Genomic DNA, 20,563 nt, shown 5'->3' with positions numbered 1-20,563 from the left:
AATTTTGCTGTGTCATTGGAGGGATTTGATGAACACCATGGAACAAATTCAACGTTTAAAACAGCATACACTTTTATTGATGCAGCACGGTTATGTGGATAGATTTCTTCAACCTCCAGTCTTTAATGAATCCAAAGTATTCATCACGTACTGTCTGTTGCGTGAACTTGAATTGGATGAAGCTGTAGAAGCAGAGTATTTTAGTTCGATTACTCTCATGCAAGCTGCTTTGGACCGTCATGATGACATTTTAGAAGAGAACATCACCGAGAATAAAAAGAAACGTCAGCTAGTCGTTTTATCTGGCGACTATTTTAGCAGTCTATATTACTTGCTTTTATCTCACTGTGAAAATTTAGATCTGATTCAAAAACTGTCGAGTGCTGTTCAAGAAATTAACGAACAGAAGGCAGATCTGCATATTCAGAGTAGGGACAAGTTTTCAATTACGAGTGTGGAATATTTAAAAGCTGTACAAAAGATCGACAGTCTTCTTTTTACAAAAGCAGCAGAATCGTTCGGCCTTCATACATATATACCTTTTATTGAAAGATACCTTCTGGTGTCACGCTATCAGAATATGGACACGAGAAGAAGACTAAGTGAAGAACAATTGAACTTCCTTAAAACATGCGAGACGGAAATTAAGAATAAAGCAGTTGAAATGCCTCTGTTGTTTCATAGAGAAGGTTACAGCATGGAAGATGCTAGTAAAAATGACTTAATGTTAGGAGAGGGTTAATCCGATGTTGAGCAAAGAAGAACGGGTTCACTCTGTATTTGAAAAGATTTCTGATCAGTATGATTACATGAACGATTTGATCTCTTTTAAACAGCATAGTAAATGGCGTAAAGATACGATGAAAAGAATGAAAGTACAGCCTGGAAACCATTGTTTAGACGTTTGTTGCGGAACAGGTGAATGGACATTCGCACTTGCCGAAGAAGTTGGGACTACGGGGAAAGTAGTGGGGCTAGATTTTAGTCAGAACATGCTTAATGTCGGGATTGAAAAGCTGAAGAAGCGCCGATCTCCTGGAGTTAGTTTCATCCATGGCAATGCGATGGAGCTTCCGTTTGAAGATAACAGCTTTGATTTTGTTACAATCGGGTTTGGCCTAAGAAACGTTCCCGATTATCTTCAGACGCTTAAAGAGATGGCACGCGTTGTAAAACCAGACGGGAGAGTAGTCTGTCTCGAGACTTCGCATCCGACGGTTCCTGTGTTCAAACAGCTTTTTAAGTTTTACTTTACGTATATCATGCCTGTATTTGGCAAGTTGTTCGCTAAAAGCTATCAGGAATACGCATGGCTTCAAGAATCTACAGAAGCATTTTTAACAAAAGAAGAACTGAAAGAACTTTTTAAACAAGCGGGTTTGTCGAATGTTGAGGTCAAATCGTATGCTTTAGGCGCTGCTGCCATGCATACAGGGAAAAAACAGCAATAGAAGAGAGCGTTGCAGTGTGTGGAATAAAATTAAAATTATATTAGAAATGATAAAATTTGAACATACCATCTTTGCTCTACCCTTTGCATTTCTTGGAGCAATAATGGGAAACCTCGTTGAAGAGGGATCAGTTCCGTCACTGATGGAATGGATTTGGATCACTCTTGCTATGGTTGGTGCACGTAGTTCTGCTATGGCACTGAACCGTGCGATAGATTCAGAGATTGATGGAGCGAATCCTAGAACGAAAACAAGAGCGATACCAGCAAAGCTTTTAAAAAGAGGCGAAGTATACCTTTTTATTCTCGTCTCACTAGCTTTGTTGTTCGTTAGTGCGTACCAATTAAACGCGCTATCCGTTAAGCTTTTGCCGCTTGCTGTCTTTTTTCTTGTTATCTACTCCTACACAAAGCGTTTTACGTATTTGTGTCATATCGTCTTAGGGGTTACGATCGCGATCGCACCACTCGGAGGTTGGGTCGGTGCAACCGGAACACTTAGTCCGGAAGCCTTTTTACTATTTGTAGGGGTATTGTTTTGGACAGCAGGTTTTGATGTGATCTATGCCACACAAGATGCTGAATATGATAAGTCACACGGTCTGTATTCCATTCCATCTGCGTTTGGTATCGCTAATGGTCTGATGACTGCTAGATGGCTGCACGTTGCTAGTTTCATAGCTTTTGTTTCACTTGGCGTTGTATCAGGAATGGGCTGGATCTACTACTTAGGTGTGTTCATCTCAGGTGCGATCATGGTCTATGAGCACTCACTCGTTAAGCCTCATGATCTGTCCAAACTGGATGTGGCTTTCTTTACGATGAACGGTGTATTGAGTGTGGTCATGTTTATCTTTTCAGTAGGAGATTTGTTGATATGAAAACTTTTACAATTGGAATTACAGGAGCGAGTGGAGCTGTTTACGGCGTAAGACTCGCTCAAGAGATATTAAAAAGCGGACACAAACTACATCTTGTTGTAACTGAAGCAGGTTGGCAGGTGTTTAGAGAAGAATTATTATGGGATACAGAGGACCGTGAACGCTGTATAGAAGAAAACTTTGCTTCATACGGTAAAGAACGTTTTCATTATCACACCCTTCGTGACTTTAACGCGCCGATCGCAAGCGGTTCGTATCAGAACGACGGAATGGTCATCATTCCATGTTCGATGGGAACTCTTTCAGGAATCGCTCATGGTGCATCAGGAAACCTCTTAGAACGTACGGCAGATGTTATGCTAAAAGAGAGCAGAAAACTGATATTAGTGCCTAGAGAGACACCACTTCATAAGATTCATCTTGAAAACATGCTGAAAGTAACAGAAGCAGGAGGAAAGATTGTTCCTGCGATGCCTGGTTTTTATCACCTGCCGAAGTCTATGGATGACCTTGTGAACTTCTTAGTAGGTAAAGTACTAGATAACTTAGGCGTACATCACGAATTGTTTACACGCTGGGGAGACTGATAGATTATGAACATCGGGGAAATCAGCTACACGAACATCATACCCCTTTATTTTTATTTAGATAGAGAAAGACTGATGGATCAAGGTGCGACTATAACGCAGGCAGTTCCATCTAGAGTAAACGCTTTAATGGAGAAACAGCTGGTCGATATCGGAGGCATCTCTTCGTTTTCATACGGAAAGAACGCTATGAATTACAGCTTAGTTCCAGACCTTTCTGTTTCTTCGTTCGGAAAAGTAAATTCTATCTTTCTTTTTTCAAAGTATAAGATCGAAGAGTTGAACGGTAAAAGGATCGCCTTAACTTCTAGCTCAGAAACATCGGTCGCTCTATTAAAAATCATCTTAGACCGTTTTTATGGTGTTGAGGTTACATACCAGATAGAAACACCGAATTTTGAAGAGATGCTGAACGCTTATGATGCGTGTCTTTTGATTGGAGACGATGCGATAAGCGCATACCGTAAGCGAGGATCTTATCATGTATACGACCTTGGGGAGATCTGGTACCAGCAGACAGGTTTGCCTATGATCTTTGCTGTGATGGCGTATCGAAATGAAATGGAAACCGAACAAGGTTCGCTATTGTCGTATGTGGGAAGAAGTATGATAGAGAGCAAAGAAAGATGTCAGAAAGAAAATTTTGTTCCTGTCATCGAGCGAGTGATAGCAGAACACGGAGGCACTTTTCAGTTCTGGAATTCTTATTTTAGTGGATTAAATTATCAATTTAGTGGCGAACATGAAAAGGGACTCAACCTTTATTTTCAGCTAGCTGTAGAGTGCGGATTGTTAAAAACAATGCCCTCTATCATTAAATATTCGTATAAGTAACGGGCGATAGGGTGAAACAAAAGTGAAGTTAAAGGACTTATACTCATTTCTAAAAAAAGACTTGCAGCAGATTGAAGATCAGCTCGTAGAATCCGTTCGTTCCGATCAGACACAGATTCATACGGCAGGAGCTGAACTTTTAAAAGCAGGGGGAAAGAGAATCCGCCCTGTATTTGTTCTGCTTTCCGCTCAGTTCGGCACGTATAACATTCAGCAAGTGAAAAAGCCGGCTGCAGCTCTTGAACTGATCCATATGGCTTCACTCGTACATGATGATGTAGTGGATGATGCAGATATGAGACGTGGAAGAAAAACAGTAAAAGCAAAATACGATAATAAGATTGCCATGTATACGGGCGATTTTATTTTCGCATCCGCCTTAAAACTAATGACTGAGATCGAAATACCACGTGCGCATCAAATCTTGGCCCAAGGAATGAAAGAGATGTGTCTCGGTGAGATCGAGCAGATTAATGAACAGTATGATACGGATCAAAACATTAGAAAGTACTTCAAACGGATCAAACGGAAAACCGCACTTCTAATTGCGCTGAGCTGTCAGCTTGGAGCAATTACTTCTAAAGCGGATGTCTCTCTTCAAAAAAAGCTGTATGATTTTGGTTTCTCTGTCGGCATGGCTTTTCAGATTACGGATGATATTTTAGACTTTACCGCTTCTGAAAAGCAGCTCGGAAAACCAGCGGGCAGTGATCTGAAGCAAGGAAACTTAACATTGCCTGTGCTGTACACGATCTATCAGTATCCAGACATGAAAGAAAAGCTGGATGCTTATTATGAAACAAAAGAGCCTGCTCAACTAGCTGAACTGTTAAAAGATATCAAAGAGTTAGGCGGGATTGATTACGCGACGAAGATATCTGATAAATATTTAAAGCGTGCTAAATTGGCTGCCGAGTCTTTGCCAGAAACGGATGCCAGAGATAGTTTGTTAAAAGTAGCAGATTATATCGCTGGTCGAAAATTTTGAGTGATTGCTAATTTTTAAAATTTTTGGTACGATTTCTCTGGGGAACTTGTCCCACATATACATAGATGATAGGAGAGGGAATGCATGGAAAAAACGTTTTTAATGGTAAAACCTGATGGTGTTCAACGTGCGTTAATCGGAGAAATCGTATCCCGTTTTGAAAAGAAAGGTTTTCAACTTGTTGGTGCTAAACTAATGAACATTTCTGAAGATCTTGCAAAAGAACATTATGGTGAGCACAAAGAGCGTCCGTTCTTCGGCGAACTAGTTGAGTTTATTACATCTGGTCCAGTATTTGCTATGGTTTGGGAAGGTAAGGACGTTATTCTTACAGCTCGTAACATGATGGGCAAAACAAACCCATCTGAAGCGGCTCCTGGTTCAATCCGCGGAGACTATGCTGTACAAGTAAGCAACAATATCATCCACGGTTCTGACTCTGCTGAAAGCGCTGTCCGTGAGATCGGTCTTTTCTTCAAAGAAGAAGAACTTGTTTCTTATGATAAAGCAGTTGCAGTTTGGATTTAATTTTACATGGAAATGAAAGCGTTTTAACCGGCCGCCGCGCCGGTTTTTTATTTTGAGAACCTTTAACAATATGAGTTTGCCAAAATTCATTATTAAATTTACCTCTCTTCGTAATAATTTGACCGATTTGCAACGTAATTTCACCAATTCACCTATTATAATGACAAGTCGACTATAATTTACGAAAATCGACAACTTCCTACGGATAAAATAATAATATAAATGCACCAGCCATCTGTAATGTTCATTCATCTAGTATGCAAAAATCCGTATCAGCTTCCGATATATATGTGTAGAGATTAAATATGCATGGCAGCTGAATTGGAGAGAGACATATGGACCAGGACTACGAAAGCTTTAAACAGAGCATTAATGACCAAACAGGAATAGATCTTTCCTTGTACAAAGAAGCGCAAATGAAACGCAGACTCCTTGCACTGAGAGACAAGCGATCATTTACAACATTTGCAGACTATTTTCGTGCACTCACAAAAAATTCAGATTTGCTTCTTGAGTTTTTAGACCGCATGACAATTAACGTTTCTGAGTTTTACCGAAATCCTGCTCGATGGGATGTGCTCGAGAAAAAAATCATTCCACTGTTAGTTGAAGACAGGTCATCTTTAAAAGTATGGAGTGCCGCATGTTCCACAGGAGAAGAGCCATACAGCCTATCGATGTTGTTATCAGATTACAAAAAAGGACTATCAAGGTTTTCAATACTTGCAACAGATCTAGATCAACAAGTGTTAGACCAAGCAAAAAAAGGGTTTTATTTTGAAAAAGCGATCAAAGATGTTCCGAGCGACAAAATTGCCCGACATACAACAAAAGAGGAACTTGGTATCAGCGTTTCAGATTCTATCAAAAAACAAGTAACATTTAAGAAGCAGAATCTGCTTTCAGATCGTTTTGAATCTGATTTTGATCTCATCGTTTGCCGAAATGTGATGATTTATTTTACGGAAGAAGCAAAAACGGTTTTGTATCAAAAATTCAGCAAAGCGCTTCGAAAAGGCGGTGTTCTATTTGTGGGAAGTACCGAGCAGATCTTCAATCCTGGATTATACGACTTGGAATCGGTAGAACCGTTCTTTTATAGAAAACTTAAGTAAAAAAAATTGTAACGCTGTAAATCTGTTGACAGATTTCCTACAATAGTTTAATGTAACTGATAAGTTTAGAGCACATGTAATTGTGTCATTTAGTTTAGAGTTTAGAGCATAGTTGAGACAAGTTGAGAGAGTTTGAGTGGAGCAGAGCCGAGAATGGACATGTACATATGCCATGCGGGTTATTTCTGCATGGCTTTTTTGTATGCTTCTTAAGAAGCATGTACATGTTCCCTTATAGATCGACCTCTTATATCCTCCTCATTCTCCGTATTTAACGGAGGTGCAGATATGATCATATCCTTTCCTATTCCGCCTTGAACGTTTTTGATTGTAGACAAAACAACCAAAACGATTAAGGGGTGTTCATATGATTTTAAATATCATTCAAAAAATAATGAAACACGAAACATTAACAGAAAATGAAGCTTTTTATTTTATGGAGAAATTAGCGAGTGGTGATGTTACAGATGCTCAAGCAAGTTCTGTTCTAAGTATCATGAGCTTTCGCGGTGAGACGGTAGATGAGATCGTTGGTTTTGTTAAAGCGATCAGAAAGCTCTCAAGAAAGGCTGAATCCTCACAACACCATGAACTGATGGACACTTGTGGTACCGGTGGTGATGGAGCATCGACTTTTAACATATCCACCGCTGTCAGTATCATACTCGCTTCCTTAGGGATAAAAGTAGCGAAGCACGGCAACAAAGCAGTCACTTCAAAAAGTGGAAGCTCTGATGTGCTAGAAGCTCTAGGCATTCAAGCGTCAAGTAACCACTTTGAAGCCAATTCGCAACTGAATAAACACGACATAGCATTCTTGCACGCACCATATTTTCATCCGGCACTAAAAAAGGTTGCTTCGTTGAGGGGGCAACTCCCTTTTCGAACGATCTTCAATTGTATCGGGCCACTGTTAAATCCGATGGCACCGACGTATCAGCTGATCGGAGCAAGCAATGAAGAAGTTGCTGAAAAGCTCGCTGAAGTGATTAATAAGCTCGGGATCAAAAGAGCATTGATTGTTACAGGTAAAGAAGGCTTGGATGAATGCTCGATCACAGGTGATACACGGATGTTTTTAGTTGAGAACAACACAGTTGTAACGTTTACCTACACACCTGAGGAAGCAGGATTAAACCGAGGAAATCTAAGTGAGTTAACGGTAAAGAACAAACAAGAAAGTGCTGAGCTCATTCGTTCCATCCTACAAGGTGCAGGAAATGAATCAGCTCGTAATATAGTCATCCTAAATGCAGCTGCAGCTCTGTTTGCGTCAAAACGAGTCTCAAGTATTCGAGACGGAGTGGAGATCATCAAACAGTGTCTACGATCAAAATCCGCATATTATCATCTTGAAGAAATGACGAAAGAAGAGGCGAGTGCACATGTTAACTAAAATATTGAAACAAAAAGAAAAAGAAATAGCCGTTCTCCCTTCATTCAAGAAAGGTGAACTGGATTTTACCGATAAAGATCATCGACCTTTTGCTTATACACTTGCAAACTCTTTTAAAAGACCAGCGTTGATCGCTGAAGTGAAAAAAGCTTCACCATCAAAAGGAATCATAAAAGAAGATTTCAATCCTGTAGAGATCGCTGTTGAATATGAAAAAGCTGGCGCATCTTGCTTATCCGTCTTAACGGACACCGAGTTCTTTCAAGGAGATCTTCAATATTTAAAAGATATTCGCAATCATGTCTCGCTGCCTCTTTTAAGGAAGGATTTCATCATAGATGAAAAGCAGATCATTGAGAGCGTTGAGAATGGAGCGGATGCGATTCTACTCATTGCAGCTTGCTTACCAAGTGAACGGTTAGAGAAGCTTCATGCACTAGCAACAGAATGCGGGCTAGAGTGCTTGGTCGAAGTTCATTCACATCAGGAGATCCAGCAAGTTTACGACGTTTGCAACCCTTCGATGATCGGAATAAACAACCGTGATCTTAAGACGTTCACAACAGATATCCAGCATACATTTTCTCTTCTTTCGTCTATAAATGAAGAAACTCTTGTTATCAGTGAGAGTGGCATCAAAACAGCTTCAGATGTTAAAAGCCTATTCGATCACAGAGTGAACGGAATGTTGATCGGAGAAACATTGATGAGAGCGGATTCGATAGAAACTAAGATCAGAGAGCTTTATCATGACTGTTCAAATTAAATATTGTGGCTGTCAGTCTGAAGAGGACTATAAGCTGCTCATTGGAACAAAAGCAGATCTGATCGGGTTCATATTCGCTGAAAGTAAAAGAAAAGTCGATCCTACCAAAGTGAACAGCTGGATTGAGAAGTATGGAAAATCTAAAAAGCTCGTGGGCGTTTTTCAAAACGCAACCGTACAACGAATCAAAGAAGTAATCAGCACGGTTCCGATAGACATCATCCAATGTCACGGTACTGAAACGGTTGAACAGCTCAAGGAAATAAGAGTTCATTGCAACAAAGAAATCTATAAAGCACTACCTTTTAGTGAACACGTTTTAAATGAAATAGAGTTATATGGAAAAGCGGCAGATAGTCTTATCGTAGACTCAGTAGCTAAAGGGCAGTTCGGAGGTACAGGTATTCCTTTTTCTTGGGAAGAAGTTCCTAACATGATGAGAACAGCAGAGAGGATAGGAGTAACGTGTTTCATAGCTGGCGGAATCCGACCAGATAATGTTTCAGAACTAAAAAGACTTCATCCGCACGGAATCGATTTGAGTGGTGGTATCGAAGAAAACGGAAGAAAAAGCTTAAAAAGAATAGAAACTCTTGAAAGGATGATAATGAGATGACTACAGCTACAGTACCTGATCATAGAGGAAGATACGGTGTGTTTGGTGGGAAATACGTCCCAGAAACGATCATGTTTGCACTTGAAGAGTTAGAGACGGCTTTCGATGAAGCCATACAGGATAAAGAATTTAATGAGCTTTTTCAAAAAGAACTAGCGATCTATTCAGGCCGTCCGACTCCCTTAACAAGAGCAGATCGTCTCAGTGAGTACAATGGCGGAGCATCGATCTATTTAAAGAGAGAAGACCTGAACCATACAGGAGCCCATAAGATCAATAACGCAATCGGCCAGGCGCTCTTAGCAGTAAGGATGGGAAAGAAAAAGATCATCGCTGAGACCGGAGCGGGTCAGCATGGTGTAGCTGCAGCGACCGTTGCAGCCAAGTACGGATTATCTTGTAAAGTTTATATGGGAAAAGAAGATATTAGAAGACAAGCACTAAATGTTTTTCGTATGAAGCTGTTAGGTGCAGAAGTGATCGAGGTCACGAGCGGCAGCCAAACGTTAAAAGATGCTACCAATGAAGCGATCCGAGAATGGGTTGCTGCGGTAGAAGATACATTTTATCTCATCGGTTCTGCTGTAGGACCGTATCCATATCCGAAGATGGTCAAACAATTTCAGCAAGTGATCGGTCATGAAACAGAGAGTCAATTTAAAGAGATTCATCACGAGAAGCTTCCAGATGCTGTTGTAGCTTGTGTAGGAGGCGGCAGTAATGCGATCGGCATGTTCGCACCCTTTATCGAGAAAGAGGTTCCACTATACGGTATAGAGGCAGCAGGGATGGGTGTAGAGACGGCACAACATGCAGCCACATTATCTAAAGGCTCAAATGGAGTGATTCACGGTTCATTGACGAAGCTTCTTCAAACGAGCGAAGGACAGATCACAGAACCATACTCGATCTCAGCGGGACTCGATTATCCAGGGATAGGACCTGAACACGCCTACCTTCATGAGACAAAAAGAGTAACGTATGAAGCAGTAACAGATGAAGAAGCATTACAGGCCTTAAAGCTTTTATGTGAGAACGAAGGAATCCTATGTGCGTTAGAGAGTGCTCACGCTGTAGCTTATAGTCTGAAGCTCGCAAAAAAAATGCGAAAAGATCAGCATGTAGTCGTCTGTTTATCAGGAAGAGGCGACAAAGATGTTCATACTCTGATGGAATTTGAAGAAGGGGGCGAATAAAGATGAACAAGAGATGGGAAGTCTTTCAACATTCTTCAGATTATCGTTTCACTCCGTACATCATGGCTGGAGATCCATGTGAAGAAGCAACGATCGAACTGTCTTTAGCCCTAGAAGAGTGTGGAGCTCATGCGCTCGAGCTAGGTGTTCCGTACTCAGATCCATTGGCGGATGGACCTGTTATTCAGAGAGCAGGTATGCGAGGTTTGGCACAAAACATGAATCTTGAAAAAACCGTAAAGCTCGTTGCTAAGCTTCGTGAAAGAGGATTGAAGATTCCGGTAATTATCTTTACTTATTATAATCTTTTGTTACAATTAGGAGAAAATCGTTTCCTGAAGTTAGCAGAGAACAGCGGTGTGGACGGGGTTTTAGTGCCTGATCTGCCGTATGAAGAAAGCGGATATCTACAAGAAATGTGTTCAGAACATAACCTTGCTCTCATTTCGCTCGTTTCTCCTACAACCCGTGAAGAAAAGCTTGCAAAACTCAGCAGAGAGGCAGAAGGCTTTTTGTATTGTATCTCTTCATTAGGTGTGACAGGAGTTAGAAGTGAGTTTAGAGCGGGACTGGATGATTTCTTAAAAGCCGCGAAACGAAACAGCCGTGTTCCTGTCTTAGTAGGATTCGGACTATCTACGCGAGAACAGATCCAGCAGTTTGATGGCAGCAGTGATGGGTTCATCGTAGGTAGTGCGATCGTCAAAAAGATCGAGGAACTAGAGAGTGACCTGCTAACGAATAGGGAGGAAGCGATTAAAACGTTTAAATCGTATATTGAGTCTTTGCTGCCTGTCTATAGTCGTTAAAAAGGAGTGGGAAAATGCAGCCAAAACAGCAGTTGTTATCTTTAAAACCTTACAAACCAGGTAAACCAGTAGAAGAAGTGAAGCGTGAACTAGGACTAGAGAAAATCGTAAAACTCGCTTCAAACGAGAACCCTTATGGATGTTCGGATCTTGCGAAAGAAAAGATAAGAGAGGAGCTCTCACAGCTTCATGTATATCCTGACGGTTATTCAGCTGAGCTTAGAGAAAAACTCTCGAACCAACTTCAAGTGAAACAAGACCAGATCATTTTTGGAAACGGGTCAGATGAGGTGGTACAAATTCTTTGCCGAGCCTATCTATCTCCTGAAACCAATACCGTGATGGCAGCTCCTACTTTTCCACAATACAGACATAATGCTGTTATTGAAGGAGCTGAAGTGAGAGAGGTTCAGTTGAACGAAGGTAATCATGATCTAGATGCGATGCTTGAAGCGATCGATCAAAATACGAGAATCGTCTGGCTTTGCAACCCGAACAACCCGACTGGAAACTATATTCCGGAGTCAGAGTTTGTAAGCTTTATGGAAAAAGTACCGTCTGACGTGATCGTAGTAAGTGACGAAGCTTATTACGAATATGTATCAGCTGCTGATTATCCAAACACGCTAGATTACTTGGAGAAGTACAGTAATCTAGTGATCTTAAGAACGTTCTCAAAAGCCCATGGACTAGCTGCGCTTCGAATTGGATATGGAGTCGCTGCATCTTCCATCATCCAGTATATCGAGCCAGCTAGAGAACCTTTCAACACATCTAGAATCGCTCAAGCTGCTGCGATCGGAGCATTGGAAGATGATACGTTCATTAGAGAATGTAAAGAGAAAAACAGGAAAAGTCTTGAACTGTTTTATGCATTTTGTGATGATAAAGGACTGTTGTACTATCCTTCTGAAGCAAACTTTATCCTGATCGACGTAAAATCTGATGCAGATAAAGCGTTTGATTATCTTTTGCGTAAAGGATATATTGTTCGATCAGGAAGTGCATTAGGGTTTCCTACTATGATACGAATCACAGTCGGTGAAGAAGTACAAAACAAAGAGATCATCGAACATTTAGGAACGTATATTGACTCTGTTGTAGAGAAAGTAAACAAATAAGTTCTATGAAAATAGCCCGATCATTTTTGCTAACATCGGGCTATTTTCATAATTTTCAAAAAAGTGTTGCATTTTAAATAAGCTCTATTTATAATGAATGTAATATGGTTTCTCTCCACTCCTATCCATATTATACTTTCCTGACAGCGCTTACATGTCAGGACTTTTTTTGTCCTCATTTTTTATTTCCATTATATTTTCTATCATAAAAATCTCGTTTCTATCATAACTTGTCCTATAGAGAAAAAAAGGAGGCGAGCTATGCGATATATTATTGAGCGCCCGCTGCAATCGCTCGGTACAGATACTGTTCTTTCCTATCTAGTAGACTCTCAAAAAATCTCCTACGTCTCACAGGGCCCTCTTAGAATGAATGTGATGAAGATGTCTATGCATGGTTTAAAGATGATTCCTGGGCATATCAGTCCTCTTATGTCATTAAATAGATTGCCTATTGAAAAGGTAAGGCAGAATCTGGGTGAACGAGTTAGAATGGGTACGACCACTCTTCTAACATCTGCTGAAGTCAGCTACTTACATGAAGCTGAAACAGAGTTGAAACGAACGAGGCACTTATTAATATCCAGTTCGATAGACTATTGTATGGGTCTTAGCATGTCTCCAGAAAAAATCACTCCACAAATGATAAGTTTTTGCCGAAAGCAGAGAATTCCGTTCATCGAGTTGATCTGTAAAGATTTTACTCAGTTAACACATGTGATCTGGGAGAGGATCAGTGAAGCAAATTTTAGTTATGGAACAGTGATCTTCCCAACCTTTCCATCAGACATGGATCAGAAGTTGAAAAAAACGTGGCAAAGAAAATGGAACGAGTTATCTATTAAACATCAAATTCCAACACTTTTTCATGATTTGAGTGAAGCAGAACCGATCTCGTTGCCTAGTTTAAAGATGCTTGGTCTATACCCTGTAAAAGGCGGTCTGTTCGCTGGCAGTGATGCAGACTATTGTATTTACCGTACGGATGGTTTGAATGAAACGTTACAGGCTGTAATCGTAAGAGGCACAATCGTCTTTTCAGAGAATGTTCCAGAGAAGCACCAGGGATATGGAAAAGAAATTATTGTAGTAAAGCCACGTCGTTTTGGAGAATCTCTTATATCTCGTGTATAATAGTCACAAGAATACAAGGGATAAGGGAGTTTTATTAGTGAACGAAATCCAAGATGCAATAAGGCTTGTCGAACATGGTGACGTCGAAAAAGGGATGAGCTTATTAGATAAACTAAAACAAAAAGCAGGCGACCCAGAAAAATTTGAAATCGCAGAAGTTTACTTGAACTGGGGTCATACAACAGAAGCGATGAACCTTTTTAATGAGTTGCTCGAAAAATACCCTGGAGATGGAGAGCTGCTCGTATCCATTGCAGAATGCTGCTTGGATGAAGGCATGGATGAGAAAGCGATCGAGTATTTGGACCAAGTAACCGAAGAAGATGACGAATATTTAAGAGCACTCATCCTTCAAGCGGATCTTTATGAAAGTCTTGGACTGACAGAAGTAGCAGAACGTAAGTTGACAGAAGCGCATCAAAAGGACCAGAAACATCCTGTGCTCGCTTATGCTTTAGGTGATTTTTATTTAAGGCAAGGTAAATTTGATTCAAGTTTGCCACTATTAAAAGTAGCGATCGACGAAAAAGCTGAAATTGAAGATGTTACATTAAGATATGCCGAAGCACTAAGCAGAGCAGGTAAGTTTGAGGAATCACTTCCATTCTACAGAAAAGGTCTGGATCACCATAAAGACCTTTACAGTTTGTTTGGTCATGGAGTAACTGCTTTTAAAGCAGGTGAGTTTAAAGAAGCGATCGCAAGTCTTGAGGAACTAAAAGACATGGATCCTGATTATACAACCCTTTATAGTGTACTATCTGAAGCGTATGAAGAAGAAGGGGCACTAACAGAAGCATATGACGTTATCTCTGAAGGGTTAAAGAGAGATGAACATAACGAGAATATCTATCTGCAAGCTGCAAGGTTAGCTTATAAACTCCACAATCCTGAACAAGGAGAACAGTGGGTGAAACAAGCACTTGAACTCAATCCTACACGTATAGAACCGTTATTGCGGTTAGGAGATCAGTACATTTCTGAAGGACGATTTGATGATCTGCTCAGTCTCTACAAATCACTAGCTGAAACAAAAGAGGAGATACCGCTCATGTACTGGCATCTCGCTACAGCAAACAAAGAAACTGAAGATTATAGGGAAGCGGCAAAATGGTACGAAAAAGCATCTCTGTTATTTACTGAGGACCCGGTGTTCTTAGAAGAATATGCTTATTTCCTCATCGAGGAAGGCGACCAGAAGAAAGCGAAATCTATTCTGCAGAATCTGTTGAACAAAAGCCCTGAACGAGACGATATTGAAGACGTTTTAAATCGATTGGAAGATTTTTAAAACTTTCTGAAGTGAAGAAGGATTTTACGAGCAGTGAGAGAATATATTTATTATCAAGATGACGTGTTTTTGAATGATGGGGGGATTGCAATGAGCAGCACCGTTTCGGTCCTTGAAAAAAAGGATTTTATCAAATGGTTCCTTAATCATTATCAGTTAAAGAAGCGCGAATGTGTTTGGTTATTAAACTATTTAGTTAGTGATGACCAACTGATGGAGAAGGTACATTTTGTAGAGAAAGCTGAATATTGTCCAAAGGCCATAATCATGTCAACTCAATGCACAGACGGAGTTCCGTTCCGTTTTTACAAGCAAAATGTTCTAACGACTGATGCCGAAAAATCATTTCACGACATCCGCTTGAACCAAGAAGAAGAGATCTATCTTGAGCTTAATTTTAACGCATCACGTCTGACGCCCGAGTACGCTTCTGTATTAGAAGAGAACCCACACTTGCCACAGAACATGTCTATGGACAAAAAATATGGCATCTGGGCGGAAATGGTCTTAGAGAAGTCGATTGAAACCTACCGCAAGAATGATATTATGGCGAAGATCGATGCAGCACTAGACCAAAAGGATTATGATAGTTTTACAAAATGGACCAATGAACTAAAAAGTTTAGAAAAACAGCCATCCTAGTTGTGTGAAGGCGACTCTTAAGAAAAAGGGTCGTCTTTTTTGTGGGCTATGTGGCTTGTGTGCTAACGTTTGCGCGCAATATTTTTATACCTTGAACATGGAATATTGCACCCAATCCACGAAATCAGGCTTTGAATCCAGAAGTTTTAGCCTGCAATCCAAAAGTTTGATCACTTTATCCGCAAGTCGACATACTTAGACTTATTTCGACATCTGCTAATCTACTTATTTTATTTGCCAACCACATTATGCTAGAGAGAAATATGGTACGATAAGAAGCAGTACATACCAAGTAAGGAGATTTTTTTATGAAATGGAAAACAAAAGACGCAGATGTATTCTTAAAATCTGGTGAGTATGTAGATTCGATACTGATTCCGTTAACACCAGTCAGCTTCTCTCACGACTTCAAATCGAGTGTGACGATGTCCGAGTATACAGAATTGCTAACGTCAGAGATCGAGCGTCAGCTGCATGGCAGGTTGTTCTTATCCCCTAATTTTACATATGTAAAAAATGATCAGGCTCTTGAACGATTAACTAGTTTCTTAGAGCACGTAAAAAATTCCGGCCATTTCAAACATATCTTTCTGATGACTAGCGATGTGTATTGGAAGGAATTCGAACAGCAACTTTCGGGACAATTGTTTTGGGTACCCGCTCTGCCGCTAGAAACAATGGACGAGAAGTATAAATTAGAAGTGATAAAAGAGCAGGTAAAACCGTTGTTTCAGCTTATTTTCAACGATTGGCAGAGGAGTATAAATTCGTAATATTTACCACATGTCATATTGACATTAAAAGACAACATAAGCTATCATGTTTATGTCCTAGTAATATGTGTGTAAAAGTCCGGATGGACCGTCATTTACAGCATAAGGGGGGGAAAACAATGTCAAAGGAAGATATTTCAAGACGTCAGTTCTTAAACTACACATTAACTGGCGTAGGTGGATTTATGGCTGCCGGCATGCTTATGCCAATGGTCCGTTTCGCCCTTGATCCGATTTTGAAAGAGGGAACAGATCAAGAATTGGTAGCGGTTACGAGCGTGGAAGAGATTGCGAACGAACCAAAGCGTTTCGATTTTAAAATCAAACAAAAAGATGGCTGGTACGAGTCTGATGTCACTCAATCTGCCTGGGTTTATAAAGCGAAGAATGGTGATTTTATCGCACTTTCTCCAATCTGTAAACATCTAGGTTGTACGGTAGACTGGAATACAGATCCATCGCACCCTAACCAGTTCTTCTGTCCTTGCCACTTAGGCCGTTATACGAAGGATGGAACGAATGTTAAGGGAACTGCACCTCTTGCACCACTTGATGTATATGACAGCCAGGTGAAAGATGGAAAGCTTTATTTAGGAAAGGCAAAACCAAGAAAGGGGGCGTAATGAATGCTACAAAAGATTTATGACTGGGTAGATGAGCGCCTGGATATTACGCCGCTTTGGAGAGATGTTGCAGACCATGAAGTACCTGAACACGTAAACCCCGCACATCATTTTTCTGCGTTTGTTTACTGTTTCGGTGGATTAACTTTCTTCATCACGGTTATCCAAATTCTTTCAGGTATGTTCTTAACGATGTACTATGTGCCTGATATCGTGAATGCTTGGGAATCCGTATATTACCTGCAAAATGAAGTGGCATTTGGAGTGATCGTACGCGGAATGCACCACTGGGGCGCGAGCCTTGTTATCGTAATGATGTTTCTACATACATTGCGCGTATTTTTCCAGGGAGCTTATAAGAAGCCAAGAGAATTAAACTGGGTTGTTGGAGTACTTATTTTCTTTGTTATGTTAGGTTTAGGTTTTACAGGTTATCTATTACCTTGGGATATGAAAGCGCTATTTGCGACTAAGGTAGGAATTGAGATCGCTATGACGATTCCTGTTGTTGGTCCGATCGCAAAGACATTCCTTGCCGGTGGAGAGATTATCGGAGCACAGACGCTTACGCGATTCTTTGCGATTCACGTATTCTTCCTTCCTGCAGCATTATTAGGCTTGATGGGTGCCCATTTCTTAATGATCCGTAAACAAGGTATTTCCGGACCGTTGTAAGAACAAACATAAGATTTAAAGTTTCATAAGAGCAAAGGAGGGAAATATATGCATCGCGGTAAAGGAATGAAGTTTGTCGGTGACTCTCGTGTCCCTGCTGAGCGCAAGCCGAATATTCCAAAAGATTATTCGGAGTTTCCGGGAAAAACGGAAGCGTTCTGGCCAAACTTTCTTTTAAAAGAATGGATGGTAGGAGCTGTATTCTTAATCGGATACCTTATCCTAACAATCGTCCATGAATCTCCTTTGGAGAAAAAAGCAGATCCTACCGATGCTGGATATATTCCTCTACCAGACTGGTACTTCCTATTTTTATACCAGCTTCTGAAGTACAAGTATGCGGCAGGGGATTATGTTCTTATCGGTACTGTTATTATACCGGGTCTAGCATTTGGTGCGTTAATGCTTGCGCCATTCCTGGACAAAGGGTTGGAGCGACGTCCTTCTAAACGTCCGATCGCAACTGGATTAATGTTATTAGGTTTGATCTCTGTTACATATCTAACATGGGAATCTGTTGTGACACACGATTGGGAAAAAGCGAAGACTCAAGGTAAGATCGTTGATGTAAGTTTTGATGAAAACGACCCTGGTTACAAGATCTACCAAAAGCAGAGCTGCGTAGGCTGTCACGGTAACACGTTATCAGGTGGAGCATCAGGACCATCATTGATCGGAACAGGTTTGAAGCCTGAAGAAATCATGAAAATCGCTAAAGAAGGTAAGCCACCAGGCATGCCGCCGAATGCGTTTAAAGGTTCTGATGATGAGCTAAAACAATTAGCAGAATTCATCTCAAAACTAGAACAGAAGTAAATGTTTGAAGCCGGCTCGGTATGGGCCGGCTTTTTTCTGAATGAAAACGAAACACAGTAATGATAAAGGAGTATGTGGTTATGGCCTGGATTCGAGCGATCATCATGGATCGAATGTTCTTACTAGCACTTCTTTTAATCAACATACTAGGCACGATCTACGGTTACTATTGGTACCTCTATCAGCTTCAAGAAACACCGTGGTACTTTTTGCCGTTCGTACCCGATAGTCCAACAGCATCTCTGTTTTTTGTCTTTGTCATCATCGGGTTTTTGAGGGATAAGCAGCATGGAGTGATCGAGGCATTGGCCGTTGCGACGCTTTTTAAGTATGGCATATGGGCAGTGGGGATGAATCTTGGTGGTGCTTTTGTTGGGACGCCTTTGGATCTTATAAACTACATGCTTATCTTTTCACACCTCGGTATGGCGGTTCAAGGTCTGTTATACGCTCCATTTTATAAGATCAAGGGTTGGCATGTAACGCTTGCTGCACTCGTTCTATTTCATAACGAAATCATCGACTACGTGTTTGATATGATGCCGCGATATGACATTCTTGATCCGTATCAAGACATGATCGGATACTTGACCTTTTGGTTATCTGCGTTATCCATCTTCATTGTTTGGAAGATGAGAAAAGCGTAGAACACGTTCTAATTCCTTATTAATAGGTCTATCCTTGTCCCAGCTCTCATACGTTTTAAGTATAAGGGTACAGGAGGGACAACGGATGAGAAGGTTTGGATGGGCATTGATGGTTCTTTGTATGGTTTTTGGACTTGCTATGCCAGTATTTGCATCAAATCATACAGAGACGAAGGAATGGTCTGAGATAAATGAGCTTACGAGTGAGATCTGGGAGCTTGGTAAGATAGAACGATATGAAGAAGCAGCTGGCGTGCTGCAGTTTACATCAGCTAATATCACTCATATAGAAGACGTCTTGTCCTTAAGACCTGAACAGAAGCGTCTCGTAGAATACACGTTCAGAGATGCTGTATCTTCTCTTCAGAATCCCGAGTGGTCGAAGGAAAAAAAGCTAAACAAGCTTACCGAAGTTCGTTTATTAGTGGATGCCCTTCAGACCGATTATGAACCGTTATGGAAAAAAACAGGGCTGATGATGCTCGAGCCTTTTATCACGATGGAAAAGGGAATCAGTGAAGATGATTCGGTGGCGTTTCATCAAGCAGCCAATCTTTTACTTGAACGTTACGAAACGGTCAGACCAGCTTTAATGGTTGACCTGAAAGATGAAGATTTAGAAAAGCTCGATGAACATGTTTCTTACGTTGATACGAACCGCAGTCAGATTCTTACAGATCCTGCTCATCAAAAACAGCTTGAGACAGCTGCTGCTGATTTTGAAGCACTGTTCTTCGCAAAAAAAGATAACTCAGAGCCATCGCTCTTTTGGCTAATATTTTCAATCGGTGGAATCATATCATCAACACTAGCTTACGTAGGATGGAGAAAATACAAAGGTGATCAGCAAGATGGATTGAGAGTGCCGGATAAACGTTAGTAGGTCATGAGTCATGCGTTTTCTTTGACAAACTGTGAGCTGAAAACGTAAAATGTGAGTATCAAAAGCTTTTTATATGGAGGAATGCCAACGATGGGTGGATTTTTAATCTACTTCGCAATTTTGCTTATCGTTCCAATCTGGGCTCAGATGCGAGTGAAAAGCACGTACAAAAAGTATTCGAAGGTGAGTAACAGCACAGGAAAGACTGGTGCAGAAGTAGCAAGAGAGATTTTAGACCAAAACGGACTCTACAGTGTTCAAGTAGAGCCAGTCAGAGGGATGCTATCTGATCATTACGACCCTCGCAGTAAAGTAGTTCGTTTATCTGAAGATAACTATTACGGAAGTTCGATTGCAGGCGCAGCCGTTGCAGCCCATGAAGTAGGGCATGCGATTCAAGATGCTGAAGGATATGCGTTCTTACGCTTCAGACATGCTCTAGTTCCTGTAGCTAACATCGGATCTAACTTTTCGTTTCTATTGATTCTAGGCGGTATGCTTTTAAGCTCAATGAACATGTTCCTTTTAGGGATCATTTTCATGTCAGTAGCTGTATTGTTCCAATTCGTTACACTGCCAGTTGAGTTTAATGCAAGCTCTCGTGCGATGGACCAGATCGTTTCAACAGGTCTGATCCGCAACAACGAAGAGCGCGGTGCTCGTAAAGTACTGAACGCTGCTGCCTTAACGTATGTAGCTGGTGCTCTTGTAGCATTACTCGAACTAGCACGTTTCATCTTCATGTTCTTAGGGATGAACCAAGACGATTAATATTAATCTAACAGTAAAGCT

General features: G+C 40.8%; 24 protein-coding genes. All 24 read left to right on the top strand.

The features are described 5' to 3' along the window. Positions 1-28 precede the first annotated feature (28 nt). Complete coding sequence (locus IHV10_RS13880; RefSeq protein ID WP_197130677.1) at positions 29-742, top strand: heptaprenyl diphosphate synthase component 1; 714 nt, start codon at positions 29-31, stop codon at positions 740-742. A 4-nt stretch (positions 743-746) separates the two neighbouring features. Continuing rightward, positions 747-1,451 carry a demethylmenaquinone methyltransferase gene (locus IHV10_RS13875; RefSeq protein WP_197130674.1) on the top strand — a complete coding sequence of 235 codons (705 nt, stop codon included), beginning with the start codon at positions 747-749 and terminating at the stop codon, positions 1,449-1,451. A 46-nt stretch (positions 1,452-1,497) separates the two neighbouring features. Continuing rightward, on the top strand, positions 1,498-2,331 hold the full coding sequence (locus IHV10_RS13870) for a UbiA-like polyprenyltransferase (protein WP_231618319.1): 834 nt from the start codon (positions 1,498-1,500) through the stop codon (positions 2,329-2,331). Further along, entirely contained in the window at positions 2,328-2,918 is a 591-nt protein-coding gene (locus tag IHV10_RS13865) for a UbiX family flavin prenyltransferase (RefSeq protein WP_197130668.1), read from the top strand. Before IHV10_RS13870 ends, IHV10_RS13865 begins: the two co-directional genes overlap by 4 nt. Positions 2,919-2,924: 6 nt before the next feature. Further along, positions 2,925-3,752: a menaquinone biosynthetic enzyme MqnA/MqnD family protein gene (locus tag IHV10_RS13860; RefSeq protein WP_197130665.1), complete on the top strand. Its 828-nt coding sequence runs from the start codon at positions 2,925-2,927 to the stop codon at positions 3,750-3,752. Positions 3,753-3,774: 22 nt separating this feature from the next. After that, the gene (locus tag IHV10_RS13855; RefSeq protein ID WP_197130661.1) at positions 3,775-4,740 is read left to right on the top strand and encodes a polyprenyl synthetase family protein; all 966 of its coding nucleotides are present in this window, start codon (positions 3,775-3,777) and stop codon (positions 4,738-4,740) included. A gap of 84 nt (positions 4,741-4,824) precedes the next feature. Further along, positions 4,825-5,268: a nucleoside-diphosphate kinase gene (gene ndk / locus IHV10_RS13850; RefSeq protein ID WP_197130658.1), complete on the top strand. Its 444-nt coding sequence runs from the start codon at positions 4,825-4,827 to the stop codon at positions 5,266-5,268. 335 nt (positions 5,269-5,603) lie between these two features. After that, entirely contained in the window at positions 5,604-6,383 is a 780-nt protein-coding gene (locus IHV10_RS13845) for a CheR family methyltransferase (protein WP_197130655.1), read from the top strand. 367 nt (positions 6,384-6,750) lie between these two features. Beyond that, the gene (trpD, locus tag IHV10_RS13840) at positions 6,751-7,779 is read left to right on the top strand and encodes an anthranilate phosphoribosyltransferase (RefSeq protein WP_197130652.1); all 1,029 of its coding nucleotides are present in this window, start codon (positions 6,751-6,753) and stop codon (positions 7,777-7,779) included. After that, positions 7,769-8,545: an indole-3-glycerol phosphate synthase TrpC gene (gene trpC, locus IHV10_RS13835; protein WP_197130649.1), complete on the top strand. Its 777-nt coding sequence runs from the start codon at positions 7,769-7,771 to the stop codon at positions 8,543-8,545. The genes trpD and trpC overlap by 11 nt, the downstream gene beginning before the upstream one ends. Continuing rightward, positions 8,529-9,161: a phosphoribosylanthranilate isomerase gene (locus IHV10_RS13830; RefSeq protein ID WP_197130646.1), complete on the top strand. Its 633-nt coding sequence runs from the start codon at positions 8,529-8,531 to the stop codon at positions 9,159-9,161. The genes trpC and IHV10_RS13830 overlap by 17 nt, the downstream gene beginning before the upstream one ends. Beyond that, positions 9,158-10,357 (top strand): tryptophan synthase subunit beta, encoded by a 1,200-nt coding sequence (gene trpB / locus IHV10_RS13825; RefSeq protein WP_197130643.1) that lies wholly within the window; start codon positions 9,158-9,160, stop codon positions 10,355-10,357. Before IHV10_RS13830 ends, trpB begins: the two co-directional genes overlap by 4 nt. Before the next feature lie 2 nt (positions 10,358-10,359). Continuing rightward, complete coding sequence (trpA, locus tag IHV10_RS13820; RefSeq protein ID WP_197130640.1) at positions 10,360-11,166, top strand: tryptophan synthase subunit alpha; 807 nt, start codon at positions 10,360-10,362, stop codon at positions 11,164-11,166. 14 nt (positions 11,167-11,180) lie between these two features. Continuing rightward, entirely contained in the window at positions 11,181-12,287 is a 1,107-nt protein-coding gene (gene hisC / locus IHV10_RS13815) for a histidinol-phosphate transaminase (RefSeq protein ID WP_197130637.1), read from the top strand. Between the two features lie 261 nt (positions 12,288-12,548). Continuing rightward, entirely contained in the window at positions 12,549-13,421 is an 873-nt protein-coding gene (locus IHV10_RS13810; RefSeq protein ID WP_197130634.1) for a hypothetical protein, read from the top strand. A gap of 37 nt (positions 13,422-13,458) precedes the next feature. Then, entirely contained in the window at positions 13,459-14,712 is a 1,254-nt protein-coding gene (locus tag IHV10_RS13805) for a tetratricopeptide repeat protein (protein ID WP_197130630.1), read from the top strand. Positions 14,713-14,802: 90 nt separating this feature from the next. Then, positions 14,803-15,354, top strand: coding sequence for a ReoY family proteolytic degradation factor (locus IHV10_RS13800; RefSeq protein ID WP_197130627.1), 552 nt, complete (start codon positions 14,803-14,805; stop codon positions 15,352-15,354). A gap of 308 nt (positions 15,355-15,662) precedes the next feature. Further along, positions 15,663-16,127 carry a YpiF family protein gene (locus tag IHV10_RS13795; RefSeq protein WP_197130624.1) on the top strand — a complete coding sequence of 155 codons (465 nt, stop codon included), beginning with the start codon at positions 15,663-15,665 and terminating at the stop codon, positions 16,125-16,127. A 119-nt stretch (positions 16,128-16,246) separates the two neighbouring features. Beyond that, the gene (locus IHV10_RS13790; protein WP_137789058.1) at positions 16,247-16,750 is read left to right on the top strand and encodes a ubiquinol-cytochrome c reductase iron-sulfur subunit; all 504 of its coding nucleotides are present in this window, start codon (positions 16,247-16,249) and stop codon (positions 16,748-16,750) included. A gap of 3 nt (positions 16,751-16,753) precedes the next feature. Next, entirely contained in the window at positions 16,754-17,425 is a 672-nt protein-coding gene (gene qcrB, locus IHV10_RS13785; RefSeq protein WP_066241815.1) for a menaquinol-cytochrome c reductase cytochrome b subunit, read from the top strand. 48 nt (positions 17,426-17,473) lie between these two features. Next, a complete protein-coding gene (locus IHV10_RS13780; protein ID WP_197130621.1) occupies positions 17,474-18,241 on the top strand; it encodes a menaquinol-cytochrome c reductase cytochrome b/c subunit in 768 nt (255 codons plus the stop codon). 80 nt (positions 18,242-18,321) lie between these two features. Beyond that, complete coding sequence (locus IHV10_RS13775) at positions 18,322-18,888, top strand: DUF1405 domain-containing protein (RefSeq protein ID WP_197130618.1); 567 nt, start codon at positions 18,322-18,324, stop codon at positions 18,886-18,888. Positions 18,889-18,973: 85 nt separating this feature from the next. Then, complete coding sequence (locus tag IHV10_RS13770) at positions 18,974-19,768, top strand: sporulation protein YpjB (protein ID WP_197130615.1); 795 nt, start codon at positions 18,974-18,976, stop codon at positions 19,766-19,768. 93 nt (positions 19,769-19,861) lie between these two features. Next, a complete protein-coding gene (locus tag IHV10_RS13765) occupies positions 19,862-20,542 on the top strand; it encodes a zinc metallopeptidase (protein WP_137789062.1) in 681 nt (226 codons plus the stop codon). Positions 20,543-20,563 lie beyond the last annotated feature (21 nt).

Source organism: Fictibacillus sp. 5RED26, from assembly GCF_015903895.1.
Taxonomy (GTDB): domain Bacteria; phylum Bacillota; class Bacilli; order Bacillales; family Fictibacillaceae; genus Fictibacillus; species Fictibacillus phosphorivorans.
This window is presented reverse-complemented; position numbering and strand designations above follow the sequence as displayed.

Coding starts and splice junctions, on each gene's coding strand:
- IHV10_RS13880 (WP_197130677.1), top strand. CDS start 29: ATGAACACCATGGAACAAATTCAACGTTTAAAACAGCATACACTTTTA.
- IHV10_RS13875 (WP_197130674.1), top strand. CDS start 747: ATGTTGAGCAAAGAAGAACGGGTTCACTCTGTATTTGAAAAGATTTCT.
- IHV10_RS13870 (WP_231618319.1), top strand. CDS start 1,498: ATGATAAAATTTGAACATACCATCTTTGCTCTACCCTTTGCATTTCTT.
- IHV10_RS13865 (WP_197130668.1), top strand. CDS start 2,328: ATGAAAACTTTTACAATTGGAATTACAGGAGCGAGTGGAGCTGTTTAC.
- IHV10_RS13860 (WP_197130665.1), top strand. CDS start 2,925: ATGAACATCGGGGAAATCAGCTACACGAACATCATACCCCTTTATTTT.
- ndk (WP_197130658.1), top strand. CDS start 4,825: ATGGAAAAAACGTTTTTAATGGTAAAACCTGATGGTGTTCAACGTGCG.
- IHV10_RS13845 (WP_197130655.1), top strand. CDS start 5,604: ATGGACCAGGACTACGAAAGCTTTAAACAGAGCATTAATGACCAAACA.
- trpD (WP_197130652.1), top strand. CDS start 6,751: ATGATTTTAAATATCATTCAAAAAATAATGAAACACGAAACATTAACA.
- trpC (WP_197130649.1), top strand. CDS start 7,769: ATGTTAACTAAAATATTGAAACAAAAAGAAAAAGAAATAGCCGTTCTC.
- IHV10_RS13830 (WP_197130646.1), top strand. CDS start 8,529: ATGACTGTTCAAATTAAATATTGTGGCTGTCAGTCTGAAGAGGACTAT.
- trpB (WP_197130643.1), top strand. CDS start 9,158: ATGACTACAGCTACAGTACCTGATCATAGAGGAAGATACGGTGTGTTT.
- trpA (WP_197130640.1), top strand. CDS start 10,360: ATGAACAAGAGATGGGAAGTCTTTCAACATTCTTCAGATTATCGTTTC.
- hisC (WP_197130637.1), top strand. CDS start 11,181: ATGCAGCCAAAACAGCAGTTGTTATCTTTAAAACCTTACAAACCAGGT.
- IHV10_RS13810 (WP_197130634.1), top strand. CDS start 12,549: ATGCGATATATTATTGAGCGCCCGCTGCAATCGCTCGGTACAGATACT.
- IHV10_RS13800 (WP_197130627.1), top strand. CDS start 14,803: ATGAGCAGCACCGTTTCGGTCCTTGAAAAAAAGGATTTTATCAAATGG.
- IHV10_RS13795 (WP_197130624.1), top strand. CDS start 15,663: ATGAAATGGAAAACAAAAGACGCAGATGTATTCTTAAAATCTGGTGAG.
- IHV10_RS13790 (WP_137789058.1), top strand. CDS start 16,247: ATGTCAAAGGAAGATATTTCAAGACGTCAGTTCTTAAACTACACATTA.
- qcrB (WP_066241815.1), top strand. CDS start 16,754: ATGCTACAAAAGATTTATGACTGGGTAGATGAGCGCCTGGATATTACG.
- IHV10_RS13780 (WP_197130621.1), top strand. CDS start 17,474: ATGCATCGCGGTAAAGGAATGAAGTTTGTCGGTGACTCTCGTGTCCCT.
- IHV10_RS13775 (WP_197130618.1), top strand. CDS start 18,322: ATGGCCTGGATTCGAGCGATCATCATGGATCGAATGTTCTTACTAGCA.
- IHV10_RS13770 (WP_197130615.1), top strand. CDS start 18,974: ATGAGAAGGTTTGGATGGGCATTGATGGTTCTTTGTATGGTTTTTGGA.
- IHV10_RS13765 (WP_137789062.1), top strand. CDS start 19,862: ATGGGTGGATTTTTAATCTACTTCGCAATTTTGCTTATCGTTCCAATC.